At 66.2% G+C, this 25,340-nt stretch carries 24 protein-coding genes and 1 pseudogene; 8 read left to right on the top strand and 17 right to left on the bottom strand.

The window, feature by feature from the left end; genetic code table 11:
* Positions 1-26 precede the first annotated feature (26 nt).
* From ACW7G1_RS01380 to ACW7G1_RS01370, 3 genes and pseudogenes are all read right to left on the bottom strand, one after another.
* Positions 27-1,043: a 3-oxoacyl-ACP synthase III gene (locus ACW7G1_RS01380; RefSeq protein ID WP_456977981.1), complete on the bottom strand. Its 1,017-nt coding sequence runs from the start codon at positions 1,041-1,043 to the stop codon at positions 27-29.
* Between the two features lie 165 nt (positions 1,044-1,208).
* A pseudogene (locus ACW7G1_RS01375) lies at positions 1,209-1,517 on the bottom strand (DUF4156 domain-containing protein); the annotation flags it as partial.
* Positions 1,518-1,694: 177 nt separating this feature from the next.
* Complete coding sequence (locus ACW7G1_RS01370) at positions 1,695-4,703, bottom strand: M16 family metallopeptidase (RefSeq protein WP_456977980.1); 3,009 nt, start codon at positions 4,701-4,703, stop codon at positions 1,695-1,697.
* A 183-nt stretch (positions 4,704-4,886) separates the two neighbouring features.
* On the opposite strand from ACW7G1_RS01370, the gene ACW7G1_RS01365 reads away from it, so the two are divergent.
* Positions 4,887-5,366 (top strand): tRNA (cytidine(34)-2'-O)-methyltransferase, encoded by a 480-nt coding sequence (locus ACW7G1_RS01365; RefSeq protein WP_456977979.1) that lies wholly within the window; start codon positions 4,887-4,889, stop codon positions 5,364-5,366.
* A 72-nt stretch (positions 5,367-5,438) separates the two neighbouring features.
* On the opposite strand, the gene ACW7G1_RS01360 is transcribed toward ACW7G1_RS01365, so the two are convergent.
* From ACW7G1_RS01360 to glk, 3 genes are all read right to left on the bottom strand, one after another.
* Positions 5,439-7,232, bottom strand: a complete 1,794-nt coding sequence (locus tag ACW7G1_RS01360) for a DUF885 domain-containing protein (RefSeq protein ID WP_456977978.1) — start codon at positions 7,230-7,232, stop codon at positions 5,439-5,441.
* Positions 7,233-7,384: 152 nt separating this feature from the next.
* Positions 7,385-8,335, bottom strand: a complete 951-nt coding sequence (locus tag ACW7G1_RS01355; RefSeq protein ID WP_456977977.1) for a PLP-dependent cysteine synthase family protein — start codon at positions 8,333-8,335, stop codon at positions 7,385-7,387.
* Positions 8,336-8,463: 128 nt separating this feature from the next.
* Positions 8,464-9,453: a glucokinase gene (gene glk, locus ACW7G1_RS01350; protein ID WP_456977976.1), complete on the bottom strand. Its 990-nt coding sequence runs from the start codon at positions 9,451-9,453 to the stop codon at positions 8,464-8,466.
* A 253-nt stretch (positions 9,454-9,706) separates the two neighbouring features.
* Here glk and ACW7G1_RS01345 point away from each other — a divergent pair, with 253 nt between their 5' ends.
* Positions 9,707-10,285, top strand: a complete 579-nt coding sequence (locus ACW7G1_RS01345) for an outer membrane beta-barrel protein (RefSeq protein ID WP_456977975.1) — start codon at positions 9,707-9,709, stop codon at positions 10,283-10,285.
* A 100-nt stretch (positions 10,286-10,385) separates the two neighbouring features.
* Here the strand turns inward: ACW7G1_RS01345 and ACW7G1_RS01340 are convergent, their stop codons facing one another.
* The 5 genes from ACW7G1_RS01340 to ACW7G1_RS01320 all read right to left on the bottom strand — a co-directional run bounded on the left by ACW7G1_RS01340 (position 10,386) and on the right by ACW7G1_RS01320 (position 13,524).
* Positions 10,386-11,441 (bottom strand): NAD(P)H-dependent glycerol-3-phosphate dehydrogenase, encoded by a 1,056-nt coding sequence (locus tag ACW7G1_RS01340; RefSeq protein ID WP_456977974.1) that lies wholly within the window; start codon positions 11,439-11,441, stop codon positions 10,386-10,388.
* Positions 11,442-11,450: 9 nt separating this feature from the next.
* Positions 11,451-11,969, bottom strand: coding sequence for a protein-export chaperone SecB (gene secB, locus ACW7G1_RS01335; RefSeq protein WP_456977973.1), 519 nt, complete (start codon positions 11,967-11,969; stop codon positions 11,451-11,453).
* A gap of 70 nt (positions 11,970-12,039) precedes the next feature.
* Entirely contained in the window at positions 12,040-12,477 is a 438-nt protein-coding gene (locus tag ACW7G1_RS01330; protein WP_456977972.1) for a rhodanese-like domain-containing protein, read from the bottom strand.
* 66 nt (positions 12,478-12,543) lie between these two features.
* Positions 12,544-13,008, bottom strand: coding sequence for a hypothetical protein (locus ACW7G1_RS01325; protein WP_456977971.1), 465 nt, complete (start codon positions 13,006-13,008; stop codon positions 12,544-12,546).
* A gap of 60 nt (positions 13,009-13,068) precedes the next feature.
* Entirely contained in the window at positions 13,069-13,524 is a 456-nt protein-coding gene (locus tag ACW7G1_RS01320) for a YiiD C-terminal domain-containing protein (RefSeq protein ID WP_456977970.1), read from the bottom strand.
* 105 nt (positions 13,525-13,629) lie between these two features.
* Here ACW7G1_RS01320 and ACW7G1_RS01315 point away from each other — a divergent pair, with 105 nt between their 5' ends.
* The 3 genes from ACW7G1_RS01315 to ACW7G1_RS01305 all read left to right on the top strand — a co-directional run bounded on the left by ACW7G1_RS01315 (position 13,630) and on the right by ACW7G1_RS01305 (position 16,716).
* Complete coding sequence (locus ACW7G1_RS01315) at positions 13,630-14,439, top strand: uroporphyrinogen-III synthase (RefSeq protein ID WP_456977969.1); 810 nt, start codon at positions 13,630-13,632, stop codon at positions 14,437-14,439.
* 76 nt (positions 14,440-14,515) lie between these two features.
* A complete protein-coding gene (locus tag ACW7G1_RS01310) occupies positions 14,516-15,454 on the top strand; it encodes a uroporphyrinogen-III C-methyltransferase (RefSeq protein ID WP_456977968.1) in 939 nt (312 codons plus the stop codon).
* Positions 15,451-16,716 (top strand): heme biosynthesis HemY N-terminal domain-containing protein, encoded by a 1,266-nt coding sequence (locus tag ACW7G1_RS01305; protein ID WP_456977967.1) that lies wholly within the window; start codon positions 15,451-15,453, stop codon positions 16,714-16,716. Before ACW7G1_RS01310 ends, ACW7G1_RS01305 begins: the two co-directional genes overlap by 4 nt.
* Positions 16,717-16,725: 9 nt before the next feature.
* On the opposite strand, the gene ACW7G1_RS01300 is transcribed toward ACW7G1_RS01305, so the two are convergent.
* Positions 16,726-18,003, bottom strand: a complete 1,278-nt coding sequence (locus tag ACW7G1_RS01300; RefSeq protein WP_456977966.1) for an acetyl-CoA C-acetyltransferase — start codon at positions 18,001-18,003, stop codon at positions 16,726-16,728.
* A 173-nt stretch (positions 18,004-18,176) separates the two neighbouring features.
* Here ACW7G1_RS01300 and ACW7G1_RS01295 point away from each other — a divergent pair, with 173 nt between their 5' ends.
* Positions 18,177-19,112, top strand: coding sequence for a hypothetical protein (locus ACW7G1_RS01295; RefSeq protein WP_456977965.1), 936 nt, complete (start codon positions 18,177-18,179; stop codon positions 19,110-19,112).
* Between the two features lie 31 nt (positions 19,113-19,143).
* On the opposite strand, the gene ACW7G1_RS01290 is transcribed toward ACW7G1_RS01295, so the two are convergent.
* Positions 19,144-19,755 (bottom strand): superoxide dismutase family protein, encoded by a 612-nt coding sequence (locus ACW7G1_RS01290; RefSeq protein ID WP_456977964.1) that lies wholly within the window; start codon positions 19,753-19,755, stop codon positions 19,144-19,146.
* A gap of 150 nt (positions 19,756-19,905) precedes the next feature.
* Between ACW7G1_RS01290 and ACW7G1_RS01285 the strand changes: the two genes are divergently transcribed.
* Both ACW7G1_RS01285 and pdxK read left to right on the top strand, forming a co-directional pair.
* Entirely contained in the window at positions 19,906-20,697 is a 792-nt protein-coding gene (locus ACW7G1_RS01285) for a YggS family pyridoxal phosphate-dependent enzyme (protein ID WP_456977963.1), read from the top strand.
* The gene (pdxK, locus tag ACW7G1_RS01280; protein ID WP_456977962.1) at positions 20,694-21,554 is read left to right on the top strand and encodes a pyridoxine/pyridoxal/pyridoxamine kinase; all 861 of its coding nucleotides are present in this window, start codon (positions 20,694-20,696) and stop codon (positions 21,552-21,554) included. The genes ACW7G1_RS01285 and pdxK overlap by 4 nt, the downstream gene beginning before the upstream one ends.
* 159 nt (positions 21,555-21,713) lie before the next feature.
* On the opposite strand, the gene glnA is transcribed toward pdxK, so the two are convergent.
* The 4 genes from glnA to ACW7G1_RS01260 all read right to left on the bottom strand — a co-directional run bounded on the left by glnA (position 21,714) and on the right by ACW7G1_RS01260 (position 25,328).
* Positions 21,714-23,123: a type I glutamate--ammonia ligase gene (glnA, locus tag ACW7G1_RS01275; RefSeq protein ID WP_456977961.1), complete on the bottom strand. Its 1,410-nt coding sequence runs from the start codon at positions 23,121-23,123 to the stop codon at positions 21,714-21,716.
* 98 nt (positions 23,124-23,221) lie between these two features.
* Positions 23,222-24,388: a glutathionylspermidine synthase family protein gene (locus ACW7G1_RS01270; RefSeq protein WP_456977960.1), complete on the bottom strand. Its 1,167-nt coding sequence runs from the start codon at positions 24,386-24,388 to the stop codon at positions 23,222-23,224.
* On the bottom strand, positions 24,388-24,924 hold the full coding sequence (locus ACW7G1_RS01265) for a DUF1190 domain-containing protein (RefSeq protein WP_456977959.1): 537 nt from the start codon (positions 24,922-24,924) through the stop codon (positions 24,388-24,390). Before ACW7G1_RS01265 ends, ACW7G1_RS01270 begins: the two co-directional genes overlap by 1 nt.
* Complete coding sequence (locus tag ACW7G1_RS01260) at positions 24,921-25,328, bottom strand: DUF350 domain-containing protein (protein WP_456977958.1); 408 nt, start codon at positions 25,326-25,328, stop codon at positions 24,921-24,923. The genes ACW7G1_RS01265 and ACW7G1_RS01260 overlap by 4 nt, the downstream gene beginning before the upstream one ends.
* Positions 25,329-25,340 lie beyond the last annotated feature (12 nt).

Raw genomic sequence — 25,340 nt, 5'->3', positions numbered from 1 at the left:
CAAGGCACCGCGTTACGGGCTGGCGGTTACCAGACCACCTCGGCCATCGAACAGTTCAGACCCGAACCGATGCCCAGCAGTGCCACCCGGTCACCTTTTTTCAATCGACCCATCTCCCGCAACTTGCTGAGTACGATCGGCACCGATGCCGGTCCGATGTTGCCGTGCTCGCCGAATATCGTCAGGACTTTCTTCGGATCGATACCCATCGCCTTGGTGAAGGCAGCGGTGTGGACCTTGCTGACCTGGTGGATCACGAACTCATCCAGCTCCTCGGCGACCCAGCCGAGCTTCTGCTTGGCCACCGCGAAGGTTTTCTCAGCCAGCTTGATGCCCTCGCTGAGCAGCAGGCGGGTATCGGTGACCATGCCGTCGAGATTGCCCCGGCACAATTTGTTCCATTCGGTCGCCGCACGACTCACCCCGCCCTTGTAGCGCGGTGCACCCGGCGCCAGCTCGGCGCGCGCCATCACCATCGCCGCGGCACCCGAGCCCAGGGTCAGGGTGGCCAACTCGCTACGGAAATCCGCCTCGGTGGAGTCGGCGCGGGTCATGCGCTCCAGGGTTTTCTCGTAAGCCAGGTCGGCGGTCTCGCCATCCACGACCAGTGCGTAGTCGATCTCGCCGCACTCGATCATGCGGCTGGCGATATCCATGCCATTGATGAACGCCAGGCAGGCATTGGCGACGTCGAAATTCTGGCAGGTGTCGGGCAGGCGGAGATTACCGCTGACGATCGAGGCGGTGGATGGCTCCAGGTAATCGCGGCTGACCGATGTGTTGACCAGCAGGCCAATCCGGTTGGGATCGATGCCCGCATCCGCCAGCGCCTTGACTGCGGCCAAGGTGGCCGCATCGGACGCGAGCATGTCGCCGTCCCAAAGACGTCGCGCATGGATACCGGCGATATCACCCAACACGTCGGTGCGGATACCCAGACGGTCCAGCGTCGGCTTGAGCCGGAGGTTGATCTCGTCCGAGCTCAGCCGGCGCGGCGCGTCGATGTGGGCCAGGCCGGCAATGGCGACATGTTGGAACTGCATGAATGGTAGACCAGAAAGACAGGTATCCAGACAGATTAACGCTTTGCAGGCAAGCCTGCATTAACCAATCCGCCGTTGCCCGGGTCAGCCACCGACCGGATAGGTCTGCACCTCGCCCCTGGGCGCGACTGGGGCCACCGGATTGGCAACCGACGGGTTGCCGCCGCAGTCGTAGGCCGCGAAGCGCTGTTCACCTTTCAATGGCGGCCCCAGCGGCTGGATGGTATCGGCCTGGATACCCGGTGCCTCATTGCGGGCCAGGGTCTCCAGTTCCTCGCGCACCCGCAGGTCATTGCGCTCGTAGAACACCACGCTGTCCTTGACTGACACGGCAACGTCGCCGCGCTTGGTGCAACCGGTGGGCGCCGGACCGGCGGAAATCACCTGCACCGCGCTGGCACCGGGAGCCATGGGCACCCAGGTACAGCCACTGGTGAAGGCAAGCGTGGCGCAGCCGAGGATAAGCAGGCGAATCATGGGAACTCCTGGGATCGGTGGGCGGGACTCAATTGTGGCCTCCTTTCGCAACGCTTTTGCACCCGGCCCTGAACAAGCCAAGTGTGAACCAGGCAGGCCTGAACTGGGCAAGGGCGAACCGGGCGGACACGCGGTGCGCGCCCACCCGGTTGGTTGCGATGAGATACGTCGACTTCAGTCGGCGTTGCCGTCGGTTTCCGTGGCGTCAACGGCTTCGATCGCGTCCGGCGCCGCTTCCGGCGTCGCCTTCGCCGTGGCGGCAACCGGGTTGCCATCGGCATCCAGCACCTGGACCGTGCCCAGCTCGAGCGCCCGCACCGGCGCGCCGATCTGGTCCAGGTCACCCACCACCACCCAGGTCAGCGCATCCGGCGCGATGGTGCCGGCGGCCTCGGCCACCTGCGCCGGAGTCAATGCCTTGATCTCGGCCTGGTGCTCGAACACGTAATCATCCGGGCGGTCGTAGCGCACGATCCCGGCGAGCGTCCCAAGCACGGCGCGGCCGGTTTCATAGGCGCCTGGCAAGCTGCGGATTTCGTTGGAACGCACCTTCGCGACTTCTTCGGCCGTCGCCGGCGCCGAGCCATCCGCGTATTCGGTGATCTCGCGTTTCATCTCGGCCATCGACTCGGCCGTCTTGTCGATTTGAACCGGCGCGAACGCCAGCCACGGCCGCTGTCCCAGCGCGTCCGGCGAGAAGCTGTAGGCGCCATAGGCCCAATGCTTGTCCTCGCGCAGGTTCATGTTGAGGCGGGAGCTGAACTGGCCGCCGAGCACGGTGTTGGCGAAATCAAACTCGGTAGCGTCATCCGACATCGTCGAGGGAACCAGCTGGCCGACGTAGATATTGGCCTGGACCGCACCAGGCTGGTCGATCAGGAACACGCGCGACGCATCCGGCAGCGCCACCTGGGCCACCGACGCGGTGACGGCCGGCTTGCCTTCGCCGTTCCAGTCGCCCAGGTGCTTTTGCAGCAATGGCACGATCTGCTCCAGGGTGGTGTCACCCACCACGACCAGCGTTGCGTTCTCCGGCCGTACCCAGGTGTCGTGGTACGCGACCAGGTCGGCACGGGTCAGCGAGGCAATCGATTTTTCGGTACCCGAGCCACTGAATGGCATCGCGTAGGCGTGACCCTCGCCGTACAACAACGGCGGCATTACCCGCAGCGCGGCCGCGTTCGGACGCGCCTTCTCCTGCTTGATACCGGCAATCCAGCTGGCCTTGATGCGGTCGATCTCGGCCTGGTCGAAGGTCGGCTCGCGCAGCATGTCGGCGAACAGGGCCAACGACGGGTCGAGCTTCTCCTTCAACGCCGACAGCGAGGCACTGGCGCCGTCGAGCGAAGCATTGGCACTCAGGTTCGCGCCCAGCGACTCGGCCGCAGCGGCGAACTCCAGCGCGCTGTAACCCGCTGCGCCGTCATCGAGCATGCTCATGGTGAAGCTCGAGGTGCCGAGCTTGCCGTCACTCAGCACGTCGGCCTTGTAGCCGCCGTCCAGCAGCAGGCTCATCTGCACCACCGGCACGGCGTGACGCTCGGCGAGGATCACCTTGGTGCCGTTGTCGAGTGTCGCGCGCTGCAGCTGCGGGAACTTGAGTTCGGGGAACTGTTCGGGCATCGGCACGCCCTTGCTGCGATCGACCGTGGCCGGCAGCACGCGGTATTCGGGATCGACCGGCGGCAGCGTGAGCGGCGCGGGCTCGACGGCCGGCTCCTCGGCCAGCGCGGTGCGCTCGCCGGGCAGCACCACCAAAGTGTGGTCGCCATCGCCCAACCATTGCTTGCCGACGGCCTGCAACTGGGCCGGGGTCACCGCGGCGATCGTCTCCATACTTTCACGGAAACAGCCGGCATCGCTGGTAAAGATCTCGCAACTGGCCAGCGCGTCGGCCTTGCCGCCGAAGCCGCCGATGCGCTCAACCCCGCGAATGAAGCCGGCACGGATCACCGTCTTGGCCTGCTCCAGCTCTTGGGCGGTCGGGCCCTTGGTCAGCAGCTTGGCCAACTCCTCGTCGATGATCGCTTCGACCTTTTTCGGGTCGACGCCTTCCTTGACGCTGGCGGTCACCAGGAAATTGGAGCCCAACTGCGACTCGCTGACGCCGGCGCTGACGCTGTCGACCAGTTTATCCCCGTGGACCAGCCGCTTCTCCAGCCGCGAGGTGTCGCTGCCGCCGAGGATCTGCCCCAGTACGTGCAACTGGTCGACGTCGGTGGTGCCGGTTTGCGCGACATTCCAGGCCCGGTAGATGCGCGCCTGCGGAACGGCGTCGTGCATGGTCTCGCGGGTGTCGGCGGGACGCACGGCGACATCGACCGGCGGCTGCGCCATGTCCGGACCGGCCGGGATCGCGCCAAAGTACTTGGCGACCTTTTTCTTCGCCGTTTCCAGGTCGATGTCACCGGCCAGCACCAGTACCGCATTGTTGGGGCCATACCAGGCGCGGAACCAGTTCTTGACGTCCTCCAGCGAGGCCGCGTTGAGGTCGGCCATCGAGCCGATCACGCTGTGGTGATACGGGTGGTCTTCCGGATACAGGGCAAGGTTGAGCTTGGTCCAGACCTGGCCGTAGGGCTGGTTCTCGCCCTGGCGCTTCTCGTTCTGGACCACGCCGCGCTGCTCGTCCAGGGTCTTCTGGTCGATCGCGCCGAGCAGATGGCCCATGCGGTCGGACTCCATCCACAACGCGGTGTCGAGCGCGGTGGTCGGCACGTTCTGGAAGTAGTTGGTGCGGTCGGTATTGGTGGTGCCGTTCATGTCGGTCGCACCGACCAGTTCGAACGGGTCGAAATACTCGCCCGGATTGTTCTCCGAGCCGTTGAACATCAGGTGCTCGAACAGGTGGGCGAAGCCGGTGCGGCCGCGTGGCTCGTCCTTGCTGCCGACGTGGTACCAGATGTTGACCGCGACGATCGGCGCCTTGTGGTCTTCGTGCACGATCACCCGCAGCCCGTTGGGCAGTGTGAACTCCTGGTACGCGATATCCACGTTCTCGGTGCCGGCATTGGCCGCGACCGGGTTGTCGGTGGCGCCAACAACGTCTGCGCGAACGTCCGCGCGCGCCAGCGTCGGGGCCAGGGCAAGACCCGCCACGGCGGCTGCCAGCGCCAGTGCGAGCACGCTGCGTCGGACGGCCGTCGGGTGCGGGGTTGCCGGAAAGCTGGACGATACGGACATGAAATACTCCTTTTGCATGTGGATCGCCCGGCTTGGGCGGAAGCACCAATCTTAACGGCACTTGCGGTTATGAGTACCGGGTCACAAGTCCCCCCCACCGATGGTCACCGGATCAGTACGACGCCACCGCGCTGGGCCCCATGAAGGATTCCCGCGGGTGGCTACGCCTTCTAGACTGTGCCGATGTTCAACGTCATCCTGTTTCAGCCCGAAATCCCACCCAATACCGGCAATGCGATCCGGCTGTGCGCCAACACCGGTGCACGGCTGCACCTGGTCCGGCCGCTGGGCTTCGAGCTGGACGACAAGCGCCTGCGCCGCGCCGGCCTGGACTACCACGAGTACGCCCGGGTGCAGGTCCACGATGACCTCGCCGCCACGCTGGCCGCGATCACCGAAACCCAGCGCGCCACGCCGCGACTGTTTGCGGTGACCACCCGCGGAGCAACCCGCTTTGACGCCCCGGGCTATCAACCGGGCGACGCGTTCCTGTTTGGACGCGAGACCAGCGGGCTGCCGCCGGAGGTACTGGAACAGGTCCCGGTGGAGCAGCGGATCCGGCTGCCGATGCAGCCCGACAACCGCAGCGTGAACCTGTCCAATGCGGTCGCGGTAGTAATGTTCGAAGCCTGGCGCCAGCATGGATTTGCCGGCAGCGTGTAGCCGTCCAGGCGACCTGGACCAGGACGGCACGCCAGCTGGCGCGCCGCCACGATGACGACCGGATCTTGCGACTTACTCGGTCATCAACTCCACGATCGCTGGCACCGGTGCATTGCCGTAGCTCAGGAACCGGTTGTGGAATGTCTTCAAGTCGAAGTCATCGCCCAACGTCGCCTTCTGCTGTTCGCGGAAGTCGTAGATCTCGGTGTAGCCGGTGAAATACGAGGTCAGCTGCACCTGTGACAGGCGCACCCGGCGCCACTTGTTGACGGCTTCGGTTTTTTCCTGGAACGCCTCGCGCTGCAGCAACGCCATCGCCTCCGCTTCGGTCATGCCCTTCACATGGACCGCGTAGTCGAGGATCGCGTTGGTGACCACGCGCAGGTTCCACTTGTCATACATCAGCCACATCTCGGGCGCCTGGTCGCCCCAACCGGACTCCAGCATCATCCGCTCGGCATACACCCCCCAGCCTTCGATCATCGCGCCGTTGCCGAGCATGGCCTTGATCAGGCTTGGGCTCTTGTTGGCGTGCATCAACTGGGTGTAATGGCCCGGGATCGCCTCATGGATGTTGAGCACCTGCAGCACCCAGTGGTTGTATTCGCGCAGGAAGCTTTCGGCCTGCGCATCGGTGTACCCATCCAGCGGACTGACGTTGTAGTAGGTGTTGGCGGTCGGATTGAACGGGCCCGGCGCGCTGACCGAGGCTCCCGCGCCGCCGCCACGCATGTACTCGGGCGTCTCGCGTACCACCAGTGGACGGCTCAGGTCCTGATCCAGCAGGTCATGCTCGCGCACGAAGTCGGCCAACAACGGGATCTGGCGATTGATCTCGTCGAAGAACTCGTCGCGGGCGACATGGCGGGCGGATAGCTTGTCGATCATCTGCTCTATCCGGACCAGGCGATCGTCCGGCATCGGGGTGTCGGGAAAGTACTTGGGCCACAACTCGCGGGTGAGGCCATCCATGTGCTCGTGCAGGGTGTTCTTTGCTTCCACCGCACGCTGGTGGAGCTGCGCAGCGGTGAAATGCGACTGCACGTCGAAAGCGAACTTGGTTTCGTACAACTCCTCGCCGATGCGGAACGAGCGCGCGTCACCCGAATCGGCCAGCTGCGACTGCTCGGCTTTCAACCAGTCGGCCCAGTGCTCGACAGCCGTGCGCGCGGCATCGATGCGGGTAGAAAACAGCGCCTTCTCGGTCGCGTCCAGACCCGACTCGGCCACCTGCTTGCGCAGGCCATCGCCCAATACGCTCAACGTGCCATCGCTTTGGACGATGGCCAGCTCCACGTGCTCGGCGGTGGGGTTGTCGATGTTCGCCTGCGCGGCGGTGTAGTACTCCGGCACGTGCTCCAGCCGCGCCAGCACGGTACGCAGACGCGCGTCCTGCTCGGCATAGGGGGTGTTGAGCAACAGCGCGATCGGCCCGGCGACGTTGTAGCTGGCCGGATTCCAGGCCCAGCTGCGGAACGTGGTCTGGTACCAGATACGCGATTCAAACTGGTTCTTCAGCAGCTCGTAGTCGATGCGCTCGCTGGGTGCCAGGCGCGCCGGGTCGAACCCGGCCAGCTCGGCGAGGCCGGCGCGGGCGAAGGCTAGATCGTCCGCGCGCCGGGCGGCGTCGGGGATGGTCAGGGTCGCCGCGTTGTCGTAGCGGCCGGCGTAGATCGAGCGCTCGGGGCTGCGTTCCAGCCCGCTCATCAGCAGCGATTCGGCGACCTTGTCAAAGCGTGCCGACAGCGCGGTCGACTCGGCCGACACGGCGGTACCCGTCGCATCCGCCGGTGCTGGTGTCGACTGGCAGCCGACAAGGCTGCCCAATGCCACGGCGATAATCAGGGAAAGACTGGACTGGCGCATCGTCACGCTCCGGCTCGAAACGCGCGGCCGGGCCGGCCACGGCAAGTCCTTGATGGTAACCAACCCGCCGGACCGGTCCCCGTGCCGATGGTCAGGCACTGCGCGGGCCGGTAGCGCCGCGCCGGGCGGCACATGCCGGGCGCGCGACGGGCTTACGCGAACGGGCTCGGCTCCGGCAGCTCGCCTTCGTCCTGCATGAAGTAGTCCTGCAGGTACTTCTCGCCCTTGTCACAGAACAGGGTCACCACGGTTTTCAGCTCCGGGTGCCGCTCGCGCACGCGCTTGGCCGCCAGCAGGTGGGCGCCGGAACTGGGACCGCAGAACAAGCCGTGCCTGCTGGCGAGGTCGCGCATTGCCTGTACCGCCTCGGCGCTGGCAACGCTGGTCACCTCGTCGACCAGTGCGCCGTGGCGCTGGAAGATCCCCGGCACGAAGCCATCGGAGATGCCCTCGATCTGGTGCAGCGCCACTTCACCGCAAAGCAGGGTGCGCGATTCCGATGGCTCCATCGCAAACAGGCGCACGTTGGGGTTGACCGCACGGAACGCCTGGCCGACACCAATCAGGGTGCCGCCGGTGCCGACCCCGACCACCAGCGCGTCGGGCACCACGCCGTCCGGCAACTGGGCGAGGATTTCGGGGCCGAGGATCACCCGGTTTTCCTCGACGTTCCATTCCGACTCGAACTGGCTGGGGCAGAAATGACCCGGCCTGGCACCCAGTTCACGCGCCATCTCCAACGCGGCGTTGACGTGGAAGTCGCCACAGAACCTCACCTGCGCGCCATAGGCGCGTGAAATCGCCACCCGCTCGCTGGACAGCCCTTGCGGCATGACCACCAGCATCCGGTAGCCCTTCACCGCTGCCACCATCGCCAGCGCGTTGCCGGTGTTGCCGCTGGTGGCTTCCACGATGGTGTCACCGGGCTTGAGCGCGCCCGATTGCTCGGCCTGTTCGATCATGTACTTGGCGATACGCGCCTTGATCGATCCCGACGGGTTGAGGAACTCCAGCTTGGCGTAGATGCCCTCCACTTCAAGCAGCGGGGTATCGCCGACGGCGTCGAGGATGCTGGTCGAGATCGATGGGAAGCGGGTGGTCATGACGAAGCTCCTTGCAGGCGATGCAACAGTGGCGGGCTGGCGAGCCGCGGGCCGATGTACGCAGTCTCGCGACGGTGTCCGCGTATGGCACTGATCTGGATCAGGCCGGACGGCCGCCTTGAGCGGGTTCAGGCGCCGGCGGCGCGCAATGCGACCGCCGCTCCCAGCAAACCCGGGTTGGGATGGGTCACCACGTGCACCGGCACCGATTCCAGGCGAGCGGTCAAACGCCCCTTGTCCAGGAACCGTTCGCGAAACGGGCTGTCGCGCAGGAAAGGAATGAAGCGCGGTGCAATACCGCCGCCGATCGCCACGCTGCGCGCGCCGTGGATCAACGCCATGTCACCGGCGACACTACCCAGGATCGCGCAGAAGCGGTTCAGGGCACGCACCGCCGTCGGCTCCTGGCGTTCCATCGCCGCCCGGGTGATCTCGGCCGGGGCGCGCAACACGACACCCTCGTCGGCGCCCGGCGGACCTGCGCCACGCAGCACCGCGTCGATATATGCCAGCCCGCTGCCACTGAGCAGGCGTTCATTGGAAACCCGGCCAAACTTTCGCCCCAGCCAGGCCGCGATGGCGTGCTCGGGCTCATCGACCGGGGCGAATGTCGCGTGGCCGCCCTCAGTCGCCACCACGTGCCACCCGCCGGTCGGGCAGCCGACCAATTGGCCGACGCCGAGGCCGGTTCCGGGTCCAAGCACGCTGACCGGCCCCCGCAGCCCGTTTGCATCCGGACCCGACAGGGCAGTCCAGTCATCCGCTTGCAGCACGGTCAGCGACCACGCCACCGCCGCAAAGTCATTGATCAGCCGCAACTCGTGCAGCCCCAGCGCCTGTTGCAAGCCGGCGCGGCTGAACGACCACGCCCGGTTGGTCAGCTGGATCACGTCGGCGACCAGCGGGGAGGCCACTGCGATTGCCGCGCGGGCCGGACGCACGCCAACCTCATCCAGATAGTGTTCCGCGGCGCGTTGCAGGCTCGGAAAACCGGCGTTGGCCAACTTGCGCGGCTGCAGCAGCCCGGGTCGCGGATCGGCGGTATCGGTCAACGCGAAACGGGAATTGGTGCCACCGACATCGGCGACAAGCGCGAGGGTGGCTGGCGATGGCGTCATGGGCACGGTCTCCGTCATTGTTCCCGCGCATCCAGTCTAGGCTGGGCGCGTGCATGCCGTCGTCAATGGCCAACCGCGATGGCACCCGCTTCCGCACGACCCTGAATGCCGCCTGTAGTTCCTGTACCGGCACGTACATTATTCAGTTGGGATTTTGTTGCATCCGCGATACTGCCGGCGTCGGGTCGCGATGTCGCCTTGGTTTGAGGCGGCCGCACCCGAACGAACCACCAAATTCGAGAGGCCAAGCCCGATGAAGAAGTCACTGCTCGCCCTGACCCTGGTTGCTGCCCTGCCGTTCGCGGCGTCCGCGGCCGATGGCGTTTCCTATAATTATGTCGAAGGCGGTTACATCAACACCGATACCGACGCCACGGGCGCCGACGGTTGGGCCATCGCCGGTTCTGGCGCGATCGCGCCGAACTTCCACGTGTTCGGCGGCTATTCGGGCCAGAAGACGGACGATTTCCGCGTCCTCGGGGTTCCGTACGAAGGTGTCGACATCGACCAGATGCGCGTGGGTATCGGTTACAACCACGAAATCTCGCCGCGTGCGGACCTGCTGACCCGGGTTGCCTACGAGCGCTCCGAGGACGAGTTCAACAACAGCCTCAACGGTTACAGCGTCGAAGCCGGCGTGCGTGGCGCGATGACCCCCAACCTGGAAGGCTACGCGCTGGCCGGGTATGAGGATGGCAGCGACTACGACGGCGATTTCTACGGCCGCCTTGGCGCCCAGTTCAAGTTCAACCCGACCTGGGGCCTGAGCGGCGATGTCAAGTTCGTCGACGGCGACACCCAGTACTTCATCGGTCCGCGCATCACGTTCTAGGCAGCACCCTGCAACAGATTGCGATCTCTCTCTCCCCGATCGTCGCGATCAGAAAACCCGGCCTCGGCCGGGTTTTTTTTTAGCTGCCAATCAAGCGATGTCAGCCAAACAGGGCGCCCGGATACTCGGCTTTTTGTTCGCGTCCCATCAACTGGCGCAGGCCCTCGCCCGGTGATATCTCGCCATGCAACACGGCATATACCGCCTCGGCAATCGGCAACTCGACGTCGTGTCGACGCGCCAACCGCATGACCTCATCGGCGGTCTGCACCGATTCGACCACCTGGCCGATCTCGCGCACCGCGTCCTCGATCGACTGGCCCCGGCCCAGCGCCAATCCGAGCCGGCGGTTGCGTGACAGGTCACCAGTACTGGTCAACACCAGGTCGCCCAGACCGGCCAACCCCATTAGGGTCTCGGGGCGGCCACCCAGGGCGCGGTTGAGGCGAAGCATCTCGTTCAATCCGCGGGTGATCAATCCGGCACGTGCGTTCAGGCCCAACTCCATGCCATCGGCAACCCCGGTGGCCACCGCGAGCACGTTCTTCATCGCACCGCCCAGCTCGGCGCCGAGCATGTCGTCACCGGTGTAGGCGCGGAAACTCGGTCCGTGCAGGATCTCGGCGACCTGCTGTGCAAACGCAGGTGTGTCGGAGTGCACGGTCAATGCGGTCGGCAGGCCGCGGGCGACCTCCTTGGCAAACGACGGGCCGGTCACCACCGCCAGTGGCACCGGCACGCCTGGTGGGTCGGTCGCCAGGATCTGCGCGGCCACCTCATGCAGGAAGCGGCCGCTGCCGGGCTCAAAGCCCTTGGTCGCCCACGCTACGCCGGCATGCGCCGGGCGGTACGGCGCCAACGCACGCAAGGTGTCCGCGAACGCGTGCGAAGGCACTGCGACCAATACCAGATCGACACCCGCCATCGCCACGGCCAGATCGGTGGTCGCGCGCAAGGTATCGGGCAACGGCACACCGGGCAGGTAACGCGTGTTCTGCTGGCCCTGGTCGATCGTCGCGATGACCGAAGCGTCGCGCCCCCACAGCACCGCCTGGTGTCCGTGGCGGGCGATCAGTGCGGCCAGGGCGGTGCCCCAGGAACCGGCACCCAGCACGGCGATGCGCAACGCGTCGGTCTCGGTCAAGCGGGTCGGCATCGCGGAGACTCAGGCGTTGCCGGCGGTCTCGGCGTTGCTCAGGCTTTCCGCCTGCTTCTCCGAGCGCTGGCGCAGGCCTTCGGCATACAGCGCATCGAAGTTGATCGGCTGCAGGAAGAACGGCGGGAAGCCACCGGACTGGACCAGGTTGCTGATCAGCGCGCGGGCGTACGGGTACAGCACGGTCGGGCAGTGGGTACCCAGCAGGTTGTCGAGCTGGGCGGCGTCGAAGCCACTCAGGGTGAACACACCCGCCTGCTTCACTTCCACCAGATACAGCGGTTTGTCATCCGCGTTGCAGGTCAGGGTAATCCCGAGCACGACTTCGTAGTTGGTCTCGTTCAGGCGCTGCACGGCCTGGTTGAGATTCAGCTGCAGCTGCGGCTGCGCCTGCTCGCTGAACACGGCCGGGCCGCCGGGAACCTCGAACGAGACGTCCTTGGCATAGATCTTCTCGATCGTGAAAGAGGGGCCAGTGGCGGCGGCATCGGCAGGCGCCGCGGCACCATTGAGGGTTTCTTCGGACATCAGGTGACTCCAGTAAAACGCAAGGAAAGATTATGGCACGCACGTTCGCGCACCTCGGAAACTCAGGCGATCAACGGCGTCCCTTGACCAGCGGCATGTCCGCCTGCACCCAGGACTGGACGCCGCCATCGAGCCAGTACACCTTCTCGAAACCGGCTTTCTTCAATCGCTTGGCGGCGCTGGCCGAGGCCTGGCCGCTACGGCAGGTCACCACTACCGGCAGCGCCTTGACCGGCGCCAGCAGTTTGCTTTCCGGATCGAACTGGCTGGGTTGCACCGACTTGCTGCCGGCGATGTGGCCTTTTTCGAAATCATTGGCAGCCGACAGATCGATCACCAGCGCGTTCTCGCGGTTGATCAACCCGGTCAGTTCAGCCGGCCGCAACGCGGTATAGCCACGGAACAGGCGGGAGATCTCGACATAGACCAGCGCGACGGTGATACCCACCAACGCCAGGGACAGATAGAGGTTGCGCTCGGCGAAGGCCAGCAGGGTTTCGACAGTCACGGGGTCACGGGCAGGGCAATGGGGCGGGGATTGTCGCCCAGTGCCGCCGGGCGTGCAAAAAAACCGTCACTCCCCCGCCCACAGGTCGGGCAGGTCACTGGTCAGCCACCAGCCTTTCACTGCCTCGTCGTAACGCCATTGTTCGCGGTAATTCACCGTTCGCTGGGTCATGGTGTGGCGGTTGATCACGCCGATCTGGATGTTGCGCATCGCCGTACCCGCCTCGAGATTGCGGGTGGAGCCGACGTCACGGTACGAAGAGACCTGGATTTGCTCATAGCGCTTCATCTCCAGCTCGGTCATTGCATTTTCGGCCCGGACCTCGGGATCGACCAGGTTGCGCGCACCGCCGAAATCACCCCAGCGGATCGCACCGGACCAGGCATATTGCGCGGAATCAAGCGCACTGGCGGCCGGACTGCCGCTCGCACAGCCGCCAAGGGTGAGCAGTCCCAGTAGTGCGCCCAGCACCAACAGGCGCGAGATACGACGACGAAACCGGGACGTGGACTCGAATGGGCGAAGGAGCATGCAGGTTCCAGTGCGGTGGCAAGAGCCGCCATCCTAGCGGGCTACGTGACGGGCTGCCGGTCAGCGGGCGATGGCGACGTAGCGGGCGGTGAAATCTGTCGCGATGCGGCCATCGGGCAACGGCACCCGCGCCACCAGATGCGCCCGCGCCCGACCGCGTTGGCGCAAGGTGGCGATGAAGTGGTCCCAGCTCGACCGCGGCGCCAGCTCCGCGCTCACCTGCAGGTCATTGAACAACGGCAACAGATAGCGGACCTGGCTGTCGGCGACATAGACATCGGCCTGGATGCCTGCTGCCTCGACCTGCAACGACATCAGGCCCCAGCACGCCAGGGTCATGACCGACGCCAGGCTGCCGCCGAACGCGCAGCCCTTGTCGTTGAGATGGCGAGCCAGCGGCGCATGCAGCTGCAGCCGCCGGCCGTCGTAACCGTCGATCCGGAGTTCCATGGCCGCCACCGGCGGCATCGAGTGATAGTGATGAGTGAGGCGTTGCAGCGCGTCGCTATACGGCATGGGAACTCTGTCGAGCCGGCGTTACCGGCGGGGAGGAGGAAATGGCGGGCCTGGGCTTTGGGCATGGCGAATGCAACCTTCCAACACGCATGCCAAGCTGTCGCGATGTCATCGCGCTCATCGCCCGCCGTATGGTACGTGATCTCGCTGCGGCCACGCGGCGGGCATGCGACGTTGCGGCGGGCCGCTGCGCGTCATGACGGCGGCTTGCTTGCGTTGTCACCGTGGACGCTACAGGCCATTGATGACCCCGACAACCGCGACGCCCTGCAGGCCGCCCTGGCCGCACCGCGGGTGCTGTTCACCAGTCCTGCCGCGGCCCGCGCCGCGGCGGCGCTGCAACCGTTGCGAGTGGCGCCCGGCCAAGGCTGGTTTGCGGTTGGCGCCGGTACCGCGTTGGCCTTGCGTCGGGCCGGCATCACTGCGGTGGTCACTCCCGAGCGAATGGACAGTGAAGGCTTGTTGGCACTGCCCGGTCTGCAGGAACTCCAAGGCAGCACCTTGGGACTGGTGACCGCACCCGGTGGACGCGGTGTCCTCGCACCGGCCCTGCAGGCACGCGGCGCACAGGTAATCCGCGCCAACGTCTACCAGCGGGTGCCGGTAACCCCTTCGCCACGGGCGTTGGCCGCGATCCGTCGCCTCGCGGCGCCCGCGGTGCTGGCGGTGTCCAGTGCAGAAGCCCTGCAACTGGTGGTGGCCAGCGTCCCCGACGACGTCGTCGCGCGGTTGCGGGCGATGCCGGTCGCCGTCGCCAGTGAGCGATTGGGTGATCTTGCCCGCGAACTTGGGTTCTCCCGTTGCCACCGCGCCCACAGCGCCCGACCGACCGATCTCGTCGCCGCGTCACTGGCCGCCTTGTCCCGGGACCCGGCCGCACCGGGTTCGGACAGCAGTTCCGGTAACATTGCCTGACCCCAACCTGACTGCGTCTGCCGTGTCCACGACCTCGTCCGATTCGACTCCGCGCCGCCGCCGTACATGGCCGTGGTTGACAGTACTGCTGTTGATCGCGGCAGCCGGGTGGGTTGGCTGGCAACAGTGGCAACGGGGCTTGGCCATCGAGCAGGCGACCAGCAATGCCGCTGGTTTGCAGCTGGATGCGCTGGACCAGCGCGTCGACCTGCTGCGCCGCAATCAGAAAGCCCAGACCCAACGCCTGCAACAGTCCGTGGCCACCAATCAGATCCTGCGCAGCGAGCTGCTCGGGCTGGCCGAGCGCTCGGCCTTGATTGAAAGCAGCTTCGCACGCTATTCCGACCCCAGCCTTCGTGGCGTGCAGGCGTTACGGCTGGACGAAGCCGCACTGCTGCTGGGCATCGCTCAGCAACGATTGATGATTGCCGGCGATCTGGATGGCGCCCGGCGCGCGTACGCACTGGCTGCCAGCGTGCTGGAGCGCGTCGATGACCCCGCTTATCTGAGCCTGCGCCAGACCCTGGGCCAGGAACGTGCCGCGCTGGACCAGGCCGGCACCGAGCCCCGCGCGGCGGCACTGGCGCGGCTGGATGGTTTCGCCCAGCGCATCGAAGCGACACCCCCGCTGCAAACGCCACCAAGCGCTGCCGCAGCGCCATGGTGGAAGCGTGCGTTTGGCGGCATCGTGGAAGTGCGCCGGAACGACGAACCCGTAACCGTGGACCCGGCCGGCCGCGCCGCGACCGAGACAGGGCTGCAACTGGAGATCACGCTGGCCAGGGCGGCCGCAGAGCGTCGCGACGTTGAGGGTTACCGGTCCGCGCTCGCCCGGGCCCGGCTCTGGCTGGACCGCCTGCCCGCTGCCGCCGACGAGACACGCGCGCGGCGTATCGAGCTGGATGAGATCGCGGCAATGCCACTTTCACTTTCGCTTCCAACCCTGGGCACCACACTGAACCAACTGAACCAATTGCGTCAGTCTCGCGCCATGCATCGGGAGCCTATTGAATGAACCTGTTCCGAAACCTGTTGTTCTGGATCGTGCTGATACTGGTCGGCGCGCTGGTCGCGCAATTGCTGGTGCAAGACCCCGGCTCGCTGATCCTGGATTATCGCGGCACCCGCTATACCACCACCCTGGCTGCGGCGGTCCTGATCGGGCTGGGGTCGTTGCTGGTGTTGTGGCTGATCTGGAAGATGATCAGCTTGCCTATCGTCGCGCTGCGGCGGCGGCGCAAAAAAGCCGCACGCGCCAAGCTGATCGATGGGCTGGACGCCCTTGAGCTGGGTCGCTGGAACCGTGCGGAGAAGCTTCTTGAAGAGGCGGCGCGCAACCCCGGCGCAGAAGACGATGGCGTCGCCCATATTGCCCGCATTGGCGCGGCCCGCGCCGCTGCCGCCCGCGGCGACACGGCGCAGGCGAACCAGTACCTGGATGGTTTGGCGGTCCCGCACCCGGTGACGCGTGCGCTGACGGTAGCTGACCTGGCGTTGGCGGACGGCCGCCCGGGCGACGCCCTGCTGGCGTTGGAGACTCCCAACCTGCAGCCGCTGCCGCCGCGCGGGTTGTACCTGCGTGCGCAGGCGCTGGCTGCGACCGGCGATGTCGGCGAGGCCTACGGCCTGCTGGGCGCGATGCGGCAGCAGAAGGTCCTGCCCGTTGATCGCCTGGACCGACTGGAAACCGAGTGGTCCGAAACCGCGCTGCGCCAGGCTCCAGACGCGAATGTACTGGCCGATCGCTGGGAAGCGCTGCCCAAGCCGTTCCGTACCGACCCCGGCACGGTGAGCGCCTATGCCGAGCGTGCCGCGGCGTTGCGCTGGGAGGAGGCCGCCGCCAAGAGTGTCGAACAGGCGCTGGACAAGCAGTGGGACGACTCATTGGCCGGGTTGTATGGCCGCCTGCCGATCGGTCAGCTGGACCGCCGGCACAAGAATGCCGAGCGCTGGTTGCAAGCCCACCCTGCCAGTCCGGGCCTGCTGCTGACGCTGGCCCGGCTGAATCGTGCCCAGGGGCAGTGGCCACAAGCCGAGGACTATCTGCATCGCGCGCTGGCGCAAGGTGCCAGCGGCGACGCGTGGGAAGAGCTCGGCCATGGGTTCGCCCAGGCCGGCGATGAATCGCGTGCGCGGCTGAGCTACGGCAATGCATTGCGATTGCATCGGGGCGAAGCGGTCACCGAACTGCCGGGCCGTGACATGCGCCAGCAGATCCACGATCGCGCGGTGACCGAGGAACGCGACGAGCACGGAATGCCCCGATTGCGCGAATAGCTGGTTGAATCAGCGCTCCAGGATGGCGGTCACGCCCATGCCGCCGGCGGTGCAGATCGAGACCAGACAGCGGCCCCCGCCGCGCTGCTGCAGCTCCTTGGCCGCGCTGGCGACGATCCGCGCGCCGGTCGCCGCAAACGGGTGGCCGGTCGCCAACGACGAGCCGTTGATATTGATCTTTGCCGGGTCGATGCGACCCAGCGGTGCGTCCAGCCCAAGCCGGGTCTTGCAGTAGTCCTCACTCTCCCACGCCCGCAAGGTGCACAGCACCTGGGCGGCAAACGCCTCGTGGATCTCGTAGAAGTCGAAATCCTGCAAGCTCAGGCCATTGCGCGCGAGCATCTCGGGCACCGCGATGGTCGGGGCCATCAGCAACCCTTCCCCGTGGGCAAAATCGACCGCCGCCACCTGCGCATCACGCAGGTAACACAGCGGCTCGTGGCCATGCGCCTGCGCCCACTCCTCGGAGGCCAGCAGACAGGCGGCCGCGCCATCGGTCAGCGGGGTCGAGTTGGCCGCAGTCAAGGTGCCGCGGCCAGAGGTCCGGTCGAAGGCCGGCTTCAACGTTGCCAGCTTCTCCAGCGTGCTGTCCGGGCGCAGGTTGTTGTCACGCGAGACGCCGCGGAAGCTGACCACCAGGTCATCGAAGAACCCGCGTTCGTAGGCGGCCGCCAGCTTCAAGTGCGACGACAGCGCCCACTCGTCCTGCGAATCGCGCGCGATGTTCCACTGCTTGGCCATGTCCTCGCAGTGCTCACCCATCGATTTGCCGGTACGCGGCTCGGCCACGCCGGGGAAGTCAGGTTTCAATTCCCGCAGCGAAAACCCCTTGAACGCCGCCAGTTTGCCCTTCAAGTCCTTCGCTGCGGCCGCTGCAAGCAGACGCCGGCGCAACTCCTTGCCGTAGACGATCGGCACATCGGAGGTGGTGTCCGAACCCCCGCCGATCCCGGCCTCGATCTGGCCAATCGCAATCTTGTTGGCGACCGTGATGATCGTGTCCAGCGAGGTGCCGCAGGCACGCTGCATGGTCAAGCCCGGGGTCAGCGGCGACAGCCCGGACGACAACGCCGCCTCGCGACCCAGGTTCCAGTCGCTGGAGTGCTTGATCACCGCACCCATCGCCACCTCGCCCAACTGTTGCCCGTGCAACCCGTATTTTTCTACCAGCGCGCCCAGCGTGCGCACCGACATTCCCAGGTTGCCAACATCCGCATACGCGGTGTTCTGGCGGCAGAACGGAATTCGCACACCGCCAAGCACGGCGACAGGACGGGTTTGGCGCATTGATCACCTCGGACGATGGGCGTTGCAGTCGTGCCAACGCGGCTTGCGTGAGTCCCACGATGGCTTGCGGGCATAATGACCGCAGTGTAGCGCCGCACCTGCGGGCGTCCAAACGCCTGCGTATCCAATTACTCCAGACCGTGTGTCCAACCCGCGAATTTGCCAGGGATCCAATGAGTCCAGCCGCCGATACTGTCCACCCCACACCCGAGCTGCACGTGCTGGGCGCCTTCGCCATCGAAGTGGTCGGCGCCGCGCCGGTGGGCCGCGACCGGCTCTCGCAGCCGGAGGTCGGCGCACTGGCACACCTGGTGGCGCGCGATCTGGCCTCCTTCGCGCCCGAAGCCAGCGCATTGGAGCTGGTGACGGTGGGCGCCCACTACGACCCGGTGGAGCTGTTGCGCCCCGGCTGGCCATTGCATCGGGAGTTGTCCGAACTCGCCGCACGTGCGCCGCGCGGCAGCCACGACCTTGACGCCGGCCGGATCATTGCCTTCGGCGCCAGCGATTCGCAAATGCCCGGCGCGCTGGCCCCTTCACCCGACTACCTTGGCGGGCCATTGCGGCTGATGCCGTTCGTGCTGACCGGCGCAAGCGATGCCGTCGCGCGGGTGGGCGATGCGTTCGAGAACGACCTGATCGAGGTCGGGATGGCCGCCGCCGATACCGCGCTGGCCGCGCAGGAGGCGTTCGGCCTGCAAGTCGAACACGCCCGCTACCTGACCGTGAACGACCTCGCCGCGATGACCTCGATCCAGTACGACCATGCCGGACTGGGGCCGCTGTGGCCGATACTGGAAACCGCTTTGCTGCGCCCGGAACAATCCGCCTGGCTGGACCAGCCGCCCGAGCCGCTGCTGCACTACACCGAGGGCGAAGTACGGATCGCGCTCTTCTCACCGGCGGGCTGGCAACAACGCTATGCCGTCGATGAAGCGGTTGCCGAGAACGCGGCCGACAGCGACGCGCTGCGTGATCGCCGTCACCGGCAATTCCAGCACTTCCAGGCGCGGCAACGGCAGATCGCCGCCGTGCTGGGAGCACACGGGGTCGCAGTGCAGTTCGTGCACTGCGATCGCGACACCGATTGCCGCGCCGCCCTGATCTGACGCCGCTCCGGCCTGGGTCAACCGGCTTGCATCAACCGGCCTGGATCACACCGCAGGCAATGCGTGGGCCGGCGGCACCGGACGGCTGGCTGGTGTAGTCGTCTGCCCCGCCGTGCACGATCACCGCCTTGCCGATGGCGTCGTTGGCCGCACCACCCCCCAGCACCGGGCCACTGGCATGCACGTCGACCGTGGCCACACCATCGGCGTTGGCGACGAGGTTGTTCATGTCACCGGCGTGATGGGCAGCGGTGTCAACCTTGCCGTGCGGCATGGCGGTCGGATTGAAGTGCCCGCCGGCGCTGCTGGCGTCGGCCGCGCTGCAATCGCCCTTCTCGTGGATGTGGATGGCGTGGGTGCTGCCGGGCGTCAGGCCGCCGATTTCACCGGTCAAATGCACGCCATCGCCCATCGGAACCACGCTGAGCTTGCCGCTGACCAGGCTGCCCGACGCGGCAGCGAGATTGACGTGCGCGCTGGCAACGGTGGACTGGGTCGGCAAACTGGCGCCGCTGGAGGCTGCAGCGTCAGTAGTGGCGGGCGTGGTGGCGTCAGTGGTGGCGGGTGTGGTGCTGGGCGCAGTGCTGCACGCGGCCAGGGCGAGGCTCAGCAGGCTGGCGCTGGTAATCAGGGCGATCTTCATGGATGGCTCCTTCAGTGGGTCGATGGCAATGGTGATGAATCCGAGGACCGCTGCACCGTAGCGCCGCGGCGGTTCAGCGCAGGTGAATCTTGGGCTGGTCACAGAGTACCAGCGGTACAATCAGCCAACCGCCTTTGGAGGCTCCCGCCGTTGGACGTCCCTCATCCCGGGTTACCGCTACCACCACCGGTCTACCCGCAAGCCGTCACCGTCGACGACTTCGCACGCAACCTCGCGGCGATTCGCGCACGCATTGCCGCGGCGTGCCAGCGGGCGGGACGCAATCCCGATGAGGTCCGGCTGTTGCCGGTCAGCAAGACCATCGACGAGGCACACATCCGCCTGTCCTATGCCGCCGGCTGCCGGATGCTGGGCGAGAACAAGGTCCAGGAGGCTTACCGCAAATGGGAGGCCATGGCGGATCTGGCCGACCTGCAGTGGTCGGTGATCGGCCATTTGCAGACCAACAAGGCGAATTTGGTGGCCCGTTTTGCCACCGAATTCCAGGCCCTCGACAGCCTGCGACTGGCCAGAGCACTGGACCGCCGCCTGCAGACCGAAGGTCGCCGGCTGGACGTGTACATCCAGGTCAACACATCGGGCGAAGCCAGCAAATATGGCCTGTCTCCGGATGACGTGACGGCATTCGTGAAACAGCTGCCTGCGTTTGCCTCGCTGCGCGTACGCGGGTTGATGACGCTGGCCGCCCTGACCTCCGACGCCGCCCGGGTACGCAGTTGCTTCGTCCTGCTGCGCAACCTGCGCGATCAGTTGCGCCAGGATGCACCGGACGGAATGGACTTCGACGGGTTGTCGATGGGCATGTCGGGGGACTTCGAGCTGGCGGTGGAGGAAGGCTCCACCGTGGTCCGCGTCGGCCAGGCGATCTACGGTGCCCGCGCACTGCCGGACAGCCACTATTGGCCGACTGATCCGGCATGACGTCCGCAGATCCCACGGACCCATCGACCCGCTTGCAGCCGCTGCACATCGATGTCGTGTCGGTGCAGTCGCAGGTGGTCTATGGAAGCGTTGGCAACGGCGTTGCCGTACCCACCCTGCAGAAGCTCGGCCTGCGGGTTGCCGCAGTGCCGACGGTGATCCTGAGCAACACACCGCACTACCCGACGATGCACGGCGGCGCGCTGCCGACCGCGTGGTTTTCCGGCTACCTGGACGACTTGCAGGCGCGCAATGCACTGACCCGGCTGCGCGCGGTGCTGGTCGGCTACCTCGGCGGCCCGGATCAGGCATTCGCGCTGGCCAGCTGGATCCGCGGGCTGGAAGCCTCTCACCCGCAGCTGCATGTCCAGATCGATCCGGTGATCGGCGATCACGATACCGGCGTGTATGTCGACCCCGGCATGGTGGCGGCCTACCGCCAGCACCTGCTGCCCCTGGCCCACGGGCTGACCCCCAATGGCTTCGAGTTGCAGCGCCTCAGCGACCACCCGGTCGACACTGTCGAGCAGGTCATCGCCGCCGCGCGGACGCTGCTGGTCGGCCGTACCCGGTGGGTCGTGGTCACCAGCGCCGCCCCCGACTCCTGGGCGCACGGACGGATGCGGGTGGCGATCGTCAGCCACGACGACGCGCAAGTGCTCGAACACGCTCGTATTGACGCCGCACCCAAGGGTACTGGCGACCTGTTCAGCGCGGCGCTCAATGGCCGACTGCTGGCCGGCAGCCCGCTATTTGAGGCGGTCGGGCACGCATGCGACGAGGTGGTGGCGGCCATGCAGCTCACCTACCGCGAACACTCAGCGGAGCTGTTGCTGGCCCCTCGTCAGCCCAGTTGAGAGCAAAGTCCATGGATCCCCGCCTGCGCGGGGATGACGGGTTCCCATGAGGCGGGTGGCCTGAGATGGCGCCTGGATCCCCGCCTGCGCGGGGATAACGGTATCGGCTCTTGGCGCCGTCGGAAGCCGTCGACCAACTGGTGGCGTATTTCGTCGCGGCTAGATCGCGTAGTACATCTGGTATTCCAGCGGGTGGGTCGCGGCGCGGAATGCGGTGACTTCCTTCATCTTCAGAGTGATGTAGGCGTCGATGAAGTCGTCGCTGTAGACACCACCGGCCTTGAGGAAGTCGCGGTCCTGGTCCAGCGCCTCCAGCGCCTGGTCAAGGCTGTGGCAGACGGTCGGGATATTCTTCTCTTCTTCCGGCGGCAGGTCGTAGAGGTCCTTGTCGGACGGCGGGCCCGGGTCGATCTGGTGCTTGATCCCGTCCAGGCCGGCCATCATCAACGCCGAGAAAATCAGGTAGCCGGAGTTCATCGGGTCCGGGAAGCGCATCTCGATCCGGCGCGCCTTCGGGTTGGCGACATACGGGATCCGGCACGAGGCCGACCGGTTGCTGGCCGAGTACGCGAGCATCACCGGTGCCTCGAAGCCCGGCACCAGCCGCTTGTAGGAGTTGGTGGTGGCATTGGCGAAGGCGTTGATCGCGCGCGCGTGCTTGAAGATGCCACCGATGTACCACAGCGCCATCTGGCTCAGCCCGCCGTAGCCGTCCCCCGAGAACAGGTTGTTGCCGCCCTTGGCCAGGCTCTGGTGCACGTGCATGCCGCTGCCGTTGTCACCCACGATCGGCTTGGGCATGAAGGTCGCGGTCTTGCCATTGCGGTGGGCGACGTTCTTGACGATGTACTTCATCGTCAGCAGTTCGTCGGCCTTCTTCGTAAGCGAGTTGAAGCGGGTGCCGATCTCGCACTGCCCGGCGTTGGCCACCTCGTGGTGGTGGACTTCGACCTCGATGCCCACCGCCTCCAGCGCCTTGCACATCTCGGCGCGGATGTCGTGCAGCGAGTCCAGCGGCGCGACCGGGAAGTAACCGCCCTTCACGCCCGGGCGGTAGCCGGTGTTGCCTGAGGCGTAGTCCTTGCCGGAGTTCCAGGCCGCCTCTTCCGAGTCGACATGAAAGAACGTGTGGCCCATGTCATTGGCGTAGCGGACGCTGTCGAAGATGAAGAACTCCGGCTCCGGGCCGAAGAACGCCTGCTCGGCGATACCGCTGGACTTGAGATAGGCCTCGGCGCGCTTGGCGATGCCGCGCGGGTCGCGGTTGTAGGCCTGCATCGTCGCCGGGTCGAGGATGTCGCAGGTCAGCACCAGGGTCGGATCAGCGGTGAACGGGTCCAGGAAGGCGGTGGACGGGTCCGGCATCAAGACCATGTCCGAGTCGTGGATACCCTTCCAGCCGCCAATCGACGAGCCGTCGAACATCTTGCCTTCCTCGAACAACGTCTCATCGACAATCGACTTGGGGAAGGTGACGTGATGCTGCACGCCGCGCATGTCGGCGAAGCGCAGGTCGACGAACTCGACCTTGTGATCCTGGATGAGCTTTTCGATGTTCTCGATGGACATGGGAATTCCTGGCGGAAGAAGTGAGAGGCAGGCGTGCGCTGCCGACAGATAGACCTTTACGCAGGTGGCGTGCCTGCCATTCCATCGGTTCGTACGCGCTAGTCGATAATAGCGTGGGGAACAAACCGCGAGGTGTCCTGGGTGATCGCCGTCGCATCCTCGCGCAAGCCCATGCCGGCAGCCTGGTCGGCAATCACCCAACTGCCGACCAATGGAAACTGGCCGTCAAAATCCGGCAACGGGTGGTGCGCCTGCAGGATCGCCGGGCCGTCATCGTAGGGACCGTCGGACGTCAGGCGGGTGCCGTCGATGGCCACCAACTCGATATTGGCGCCCTCGCGCGAATGCAGCGGCTTGCGCACCCAACCGCGGGGCACCTCGCCGCCGGCGTCGTCGAAGCGGGACTCAAGCAGGTTGGGGTGGCCGCGATGGCGCTCCCACAGCAGCGGCAGGATGCCCTTGTTGCTGAGCACCGCCTTCCAGGCCGGCTCGACCAGCTGGATCCGCCCGGCGTCCAGGTTCGGACCGAAGGTCTCCGCCATCATGAATTCCAGTGGGTAGAGCTTGAACAGCGTGCGGATCACGTAGTCCTGCGAGTCGGTGAACCAGCCTTCGGCACTGATGCCAATGTCCTCGATCGCGACGAAACGGGTGTCGATGCCGACCTGCTCGGCGCAGTCCTGCAGGTAGCGCACGGTACCGCGATCCTCGATCGATTCGCGCACCGAGGAGAAGTGCATCGGCGAGGCCAGTCGCTGCTCCCGCGCGAGCGTCGCCAACGCCTCGCACAGGTATTCCTGGATGCGGTTGTACTGGTCGGCCCCGCCCGGCAGCTGGCCGGCGGCGATCTGCTGCTCCAGCCACACCCACTGGAAGTACGCCGCCTCATACAACGAGGTCGGCGTGTCGTAATTGAGCTCGTACAGCTTGGCCGGGCCGAGGCCGTCGTAGGCAAAGTCCAGCCGGCCGTACAGATGCGGATCGTGACCCTGCCAGGAGGTGCGGATCCAGTCCCAATGGCTGGCCGGAATCGCGAGCCGGGCCAGCAGCGCTTCGGACTCGACCACCTCATCGACCAACGCCATCGCCATGGCATGCACGGCTTCGGTCGCGGCCTCGATGTCGTCCTCGACCTGACGCAGGGTGAACGCGTAATACGCGGACTCGTCCCAGTACGGCTCGCCGTCGATGGTGTGGAAGTGGAAGCCCAGCCGCTCGGCCTCGGCCTGCCAGTCCGGGCGTGGGGCGATCGTGATCCGACGCATCAGCTGCCGCGGCCGAACGCGCTGCGCGCGGCGGCGGAGGAACCAAAGCCATGGCGAGAGACCGTGATCGCGCGGGTGGGCGCCGGCACGACGCCGCGCCTGCCGGTGACCGGGCCGGCACCACGGGCAACCCGATCGGCGCGGGTGTTGAGGTACTCGCCGCTCCGGTTGCGGTACAGCGGCCCCGCACTGCCGTACTGACCGGGGCCACTGAGTGCGTTGCCGACCAGGTAGCCGATCAGAAAGCCCGACATCGGTGGCATGTACATCGTCCGGCCCTGTTCCTGCACCGGGGTGCAGGCCTGGAACTCGGCGTTGCAGTCGGCCTGGCTCTGGAAGCGCGGGGCAGCGGTGGCATGACCGGCGAGCGCGCTCCGGTAGGCCTGTTCGCATTGCTCGACGCTGAGGGTGCTGCTCGCGCTGCACTGCTCAACCGATTGCACCACGGTGCCGGTCGGCTCCGAATCGCAGGCGGTCAGCGCCACCGGGATCGAGGCCGCCATCAACACCAGCTTGAGATTGCGGGAGCGCTTCATGGGGTCATCGCGGCGGCATTCATCAGCCCGATCGCGACCGCGCTGCCGCCCAGGAACACGCCGGCGGCCAGATCGCCATCATCGACGCGCTGGGAGATGTTGGCCACGAACAAGTGCGCAACGCCGTAGGCGAGCAGCTGGAACACCACCGCCAACGCGCCCCAGACCACCGAGTCCAGCAGGCTGACCGAGTGGGTGATCGCGCTGCTGATCGGCAGGGCGACACCGATCGCGGCGCCGACGAAGGCAATCGCCGCGGCAACATTGCCCTTGCGGATCTGGGCAAACTCGCTGTGGCGGGTGACCAGTGCATATACCGCCAGGGCAAGCACCCACACCAACAGGCCAGTACCCAGGTAGGCGGCGAAAGCAGTGAATCCAGGCAGGGTGACAACAGTGGGCATGGGCGGCTCCGG

Source organism: Lysobacter sp. A378 (genome assembly GCF_054052125.1).
This window is presented reverse-complemented; position numbering and strand designations above follow the sequence as displayed.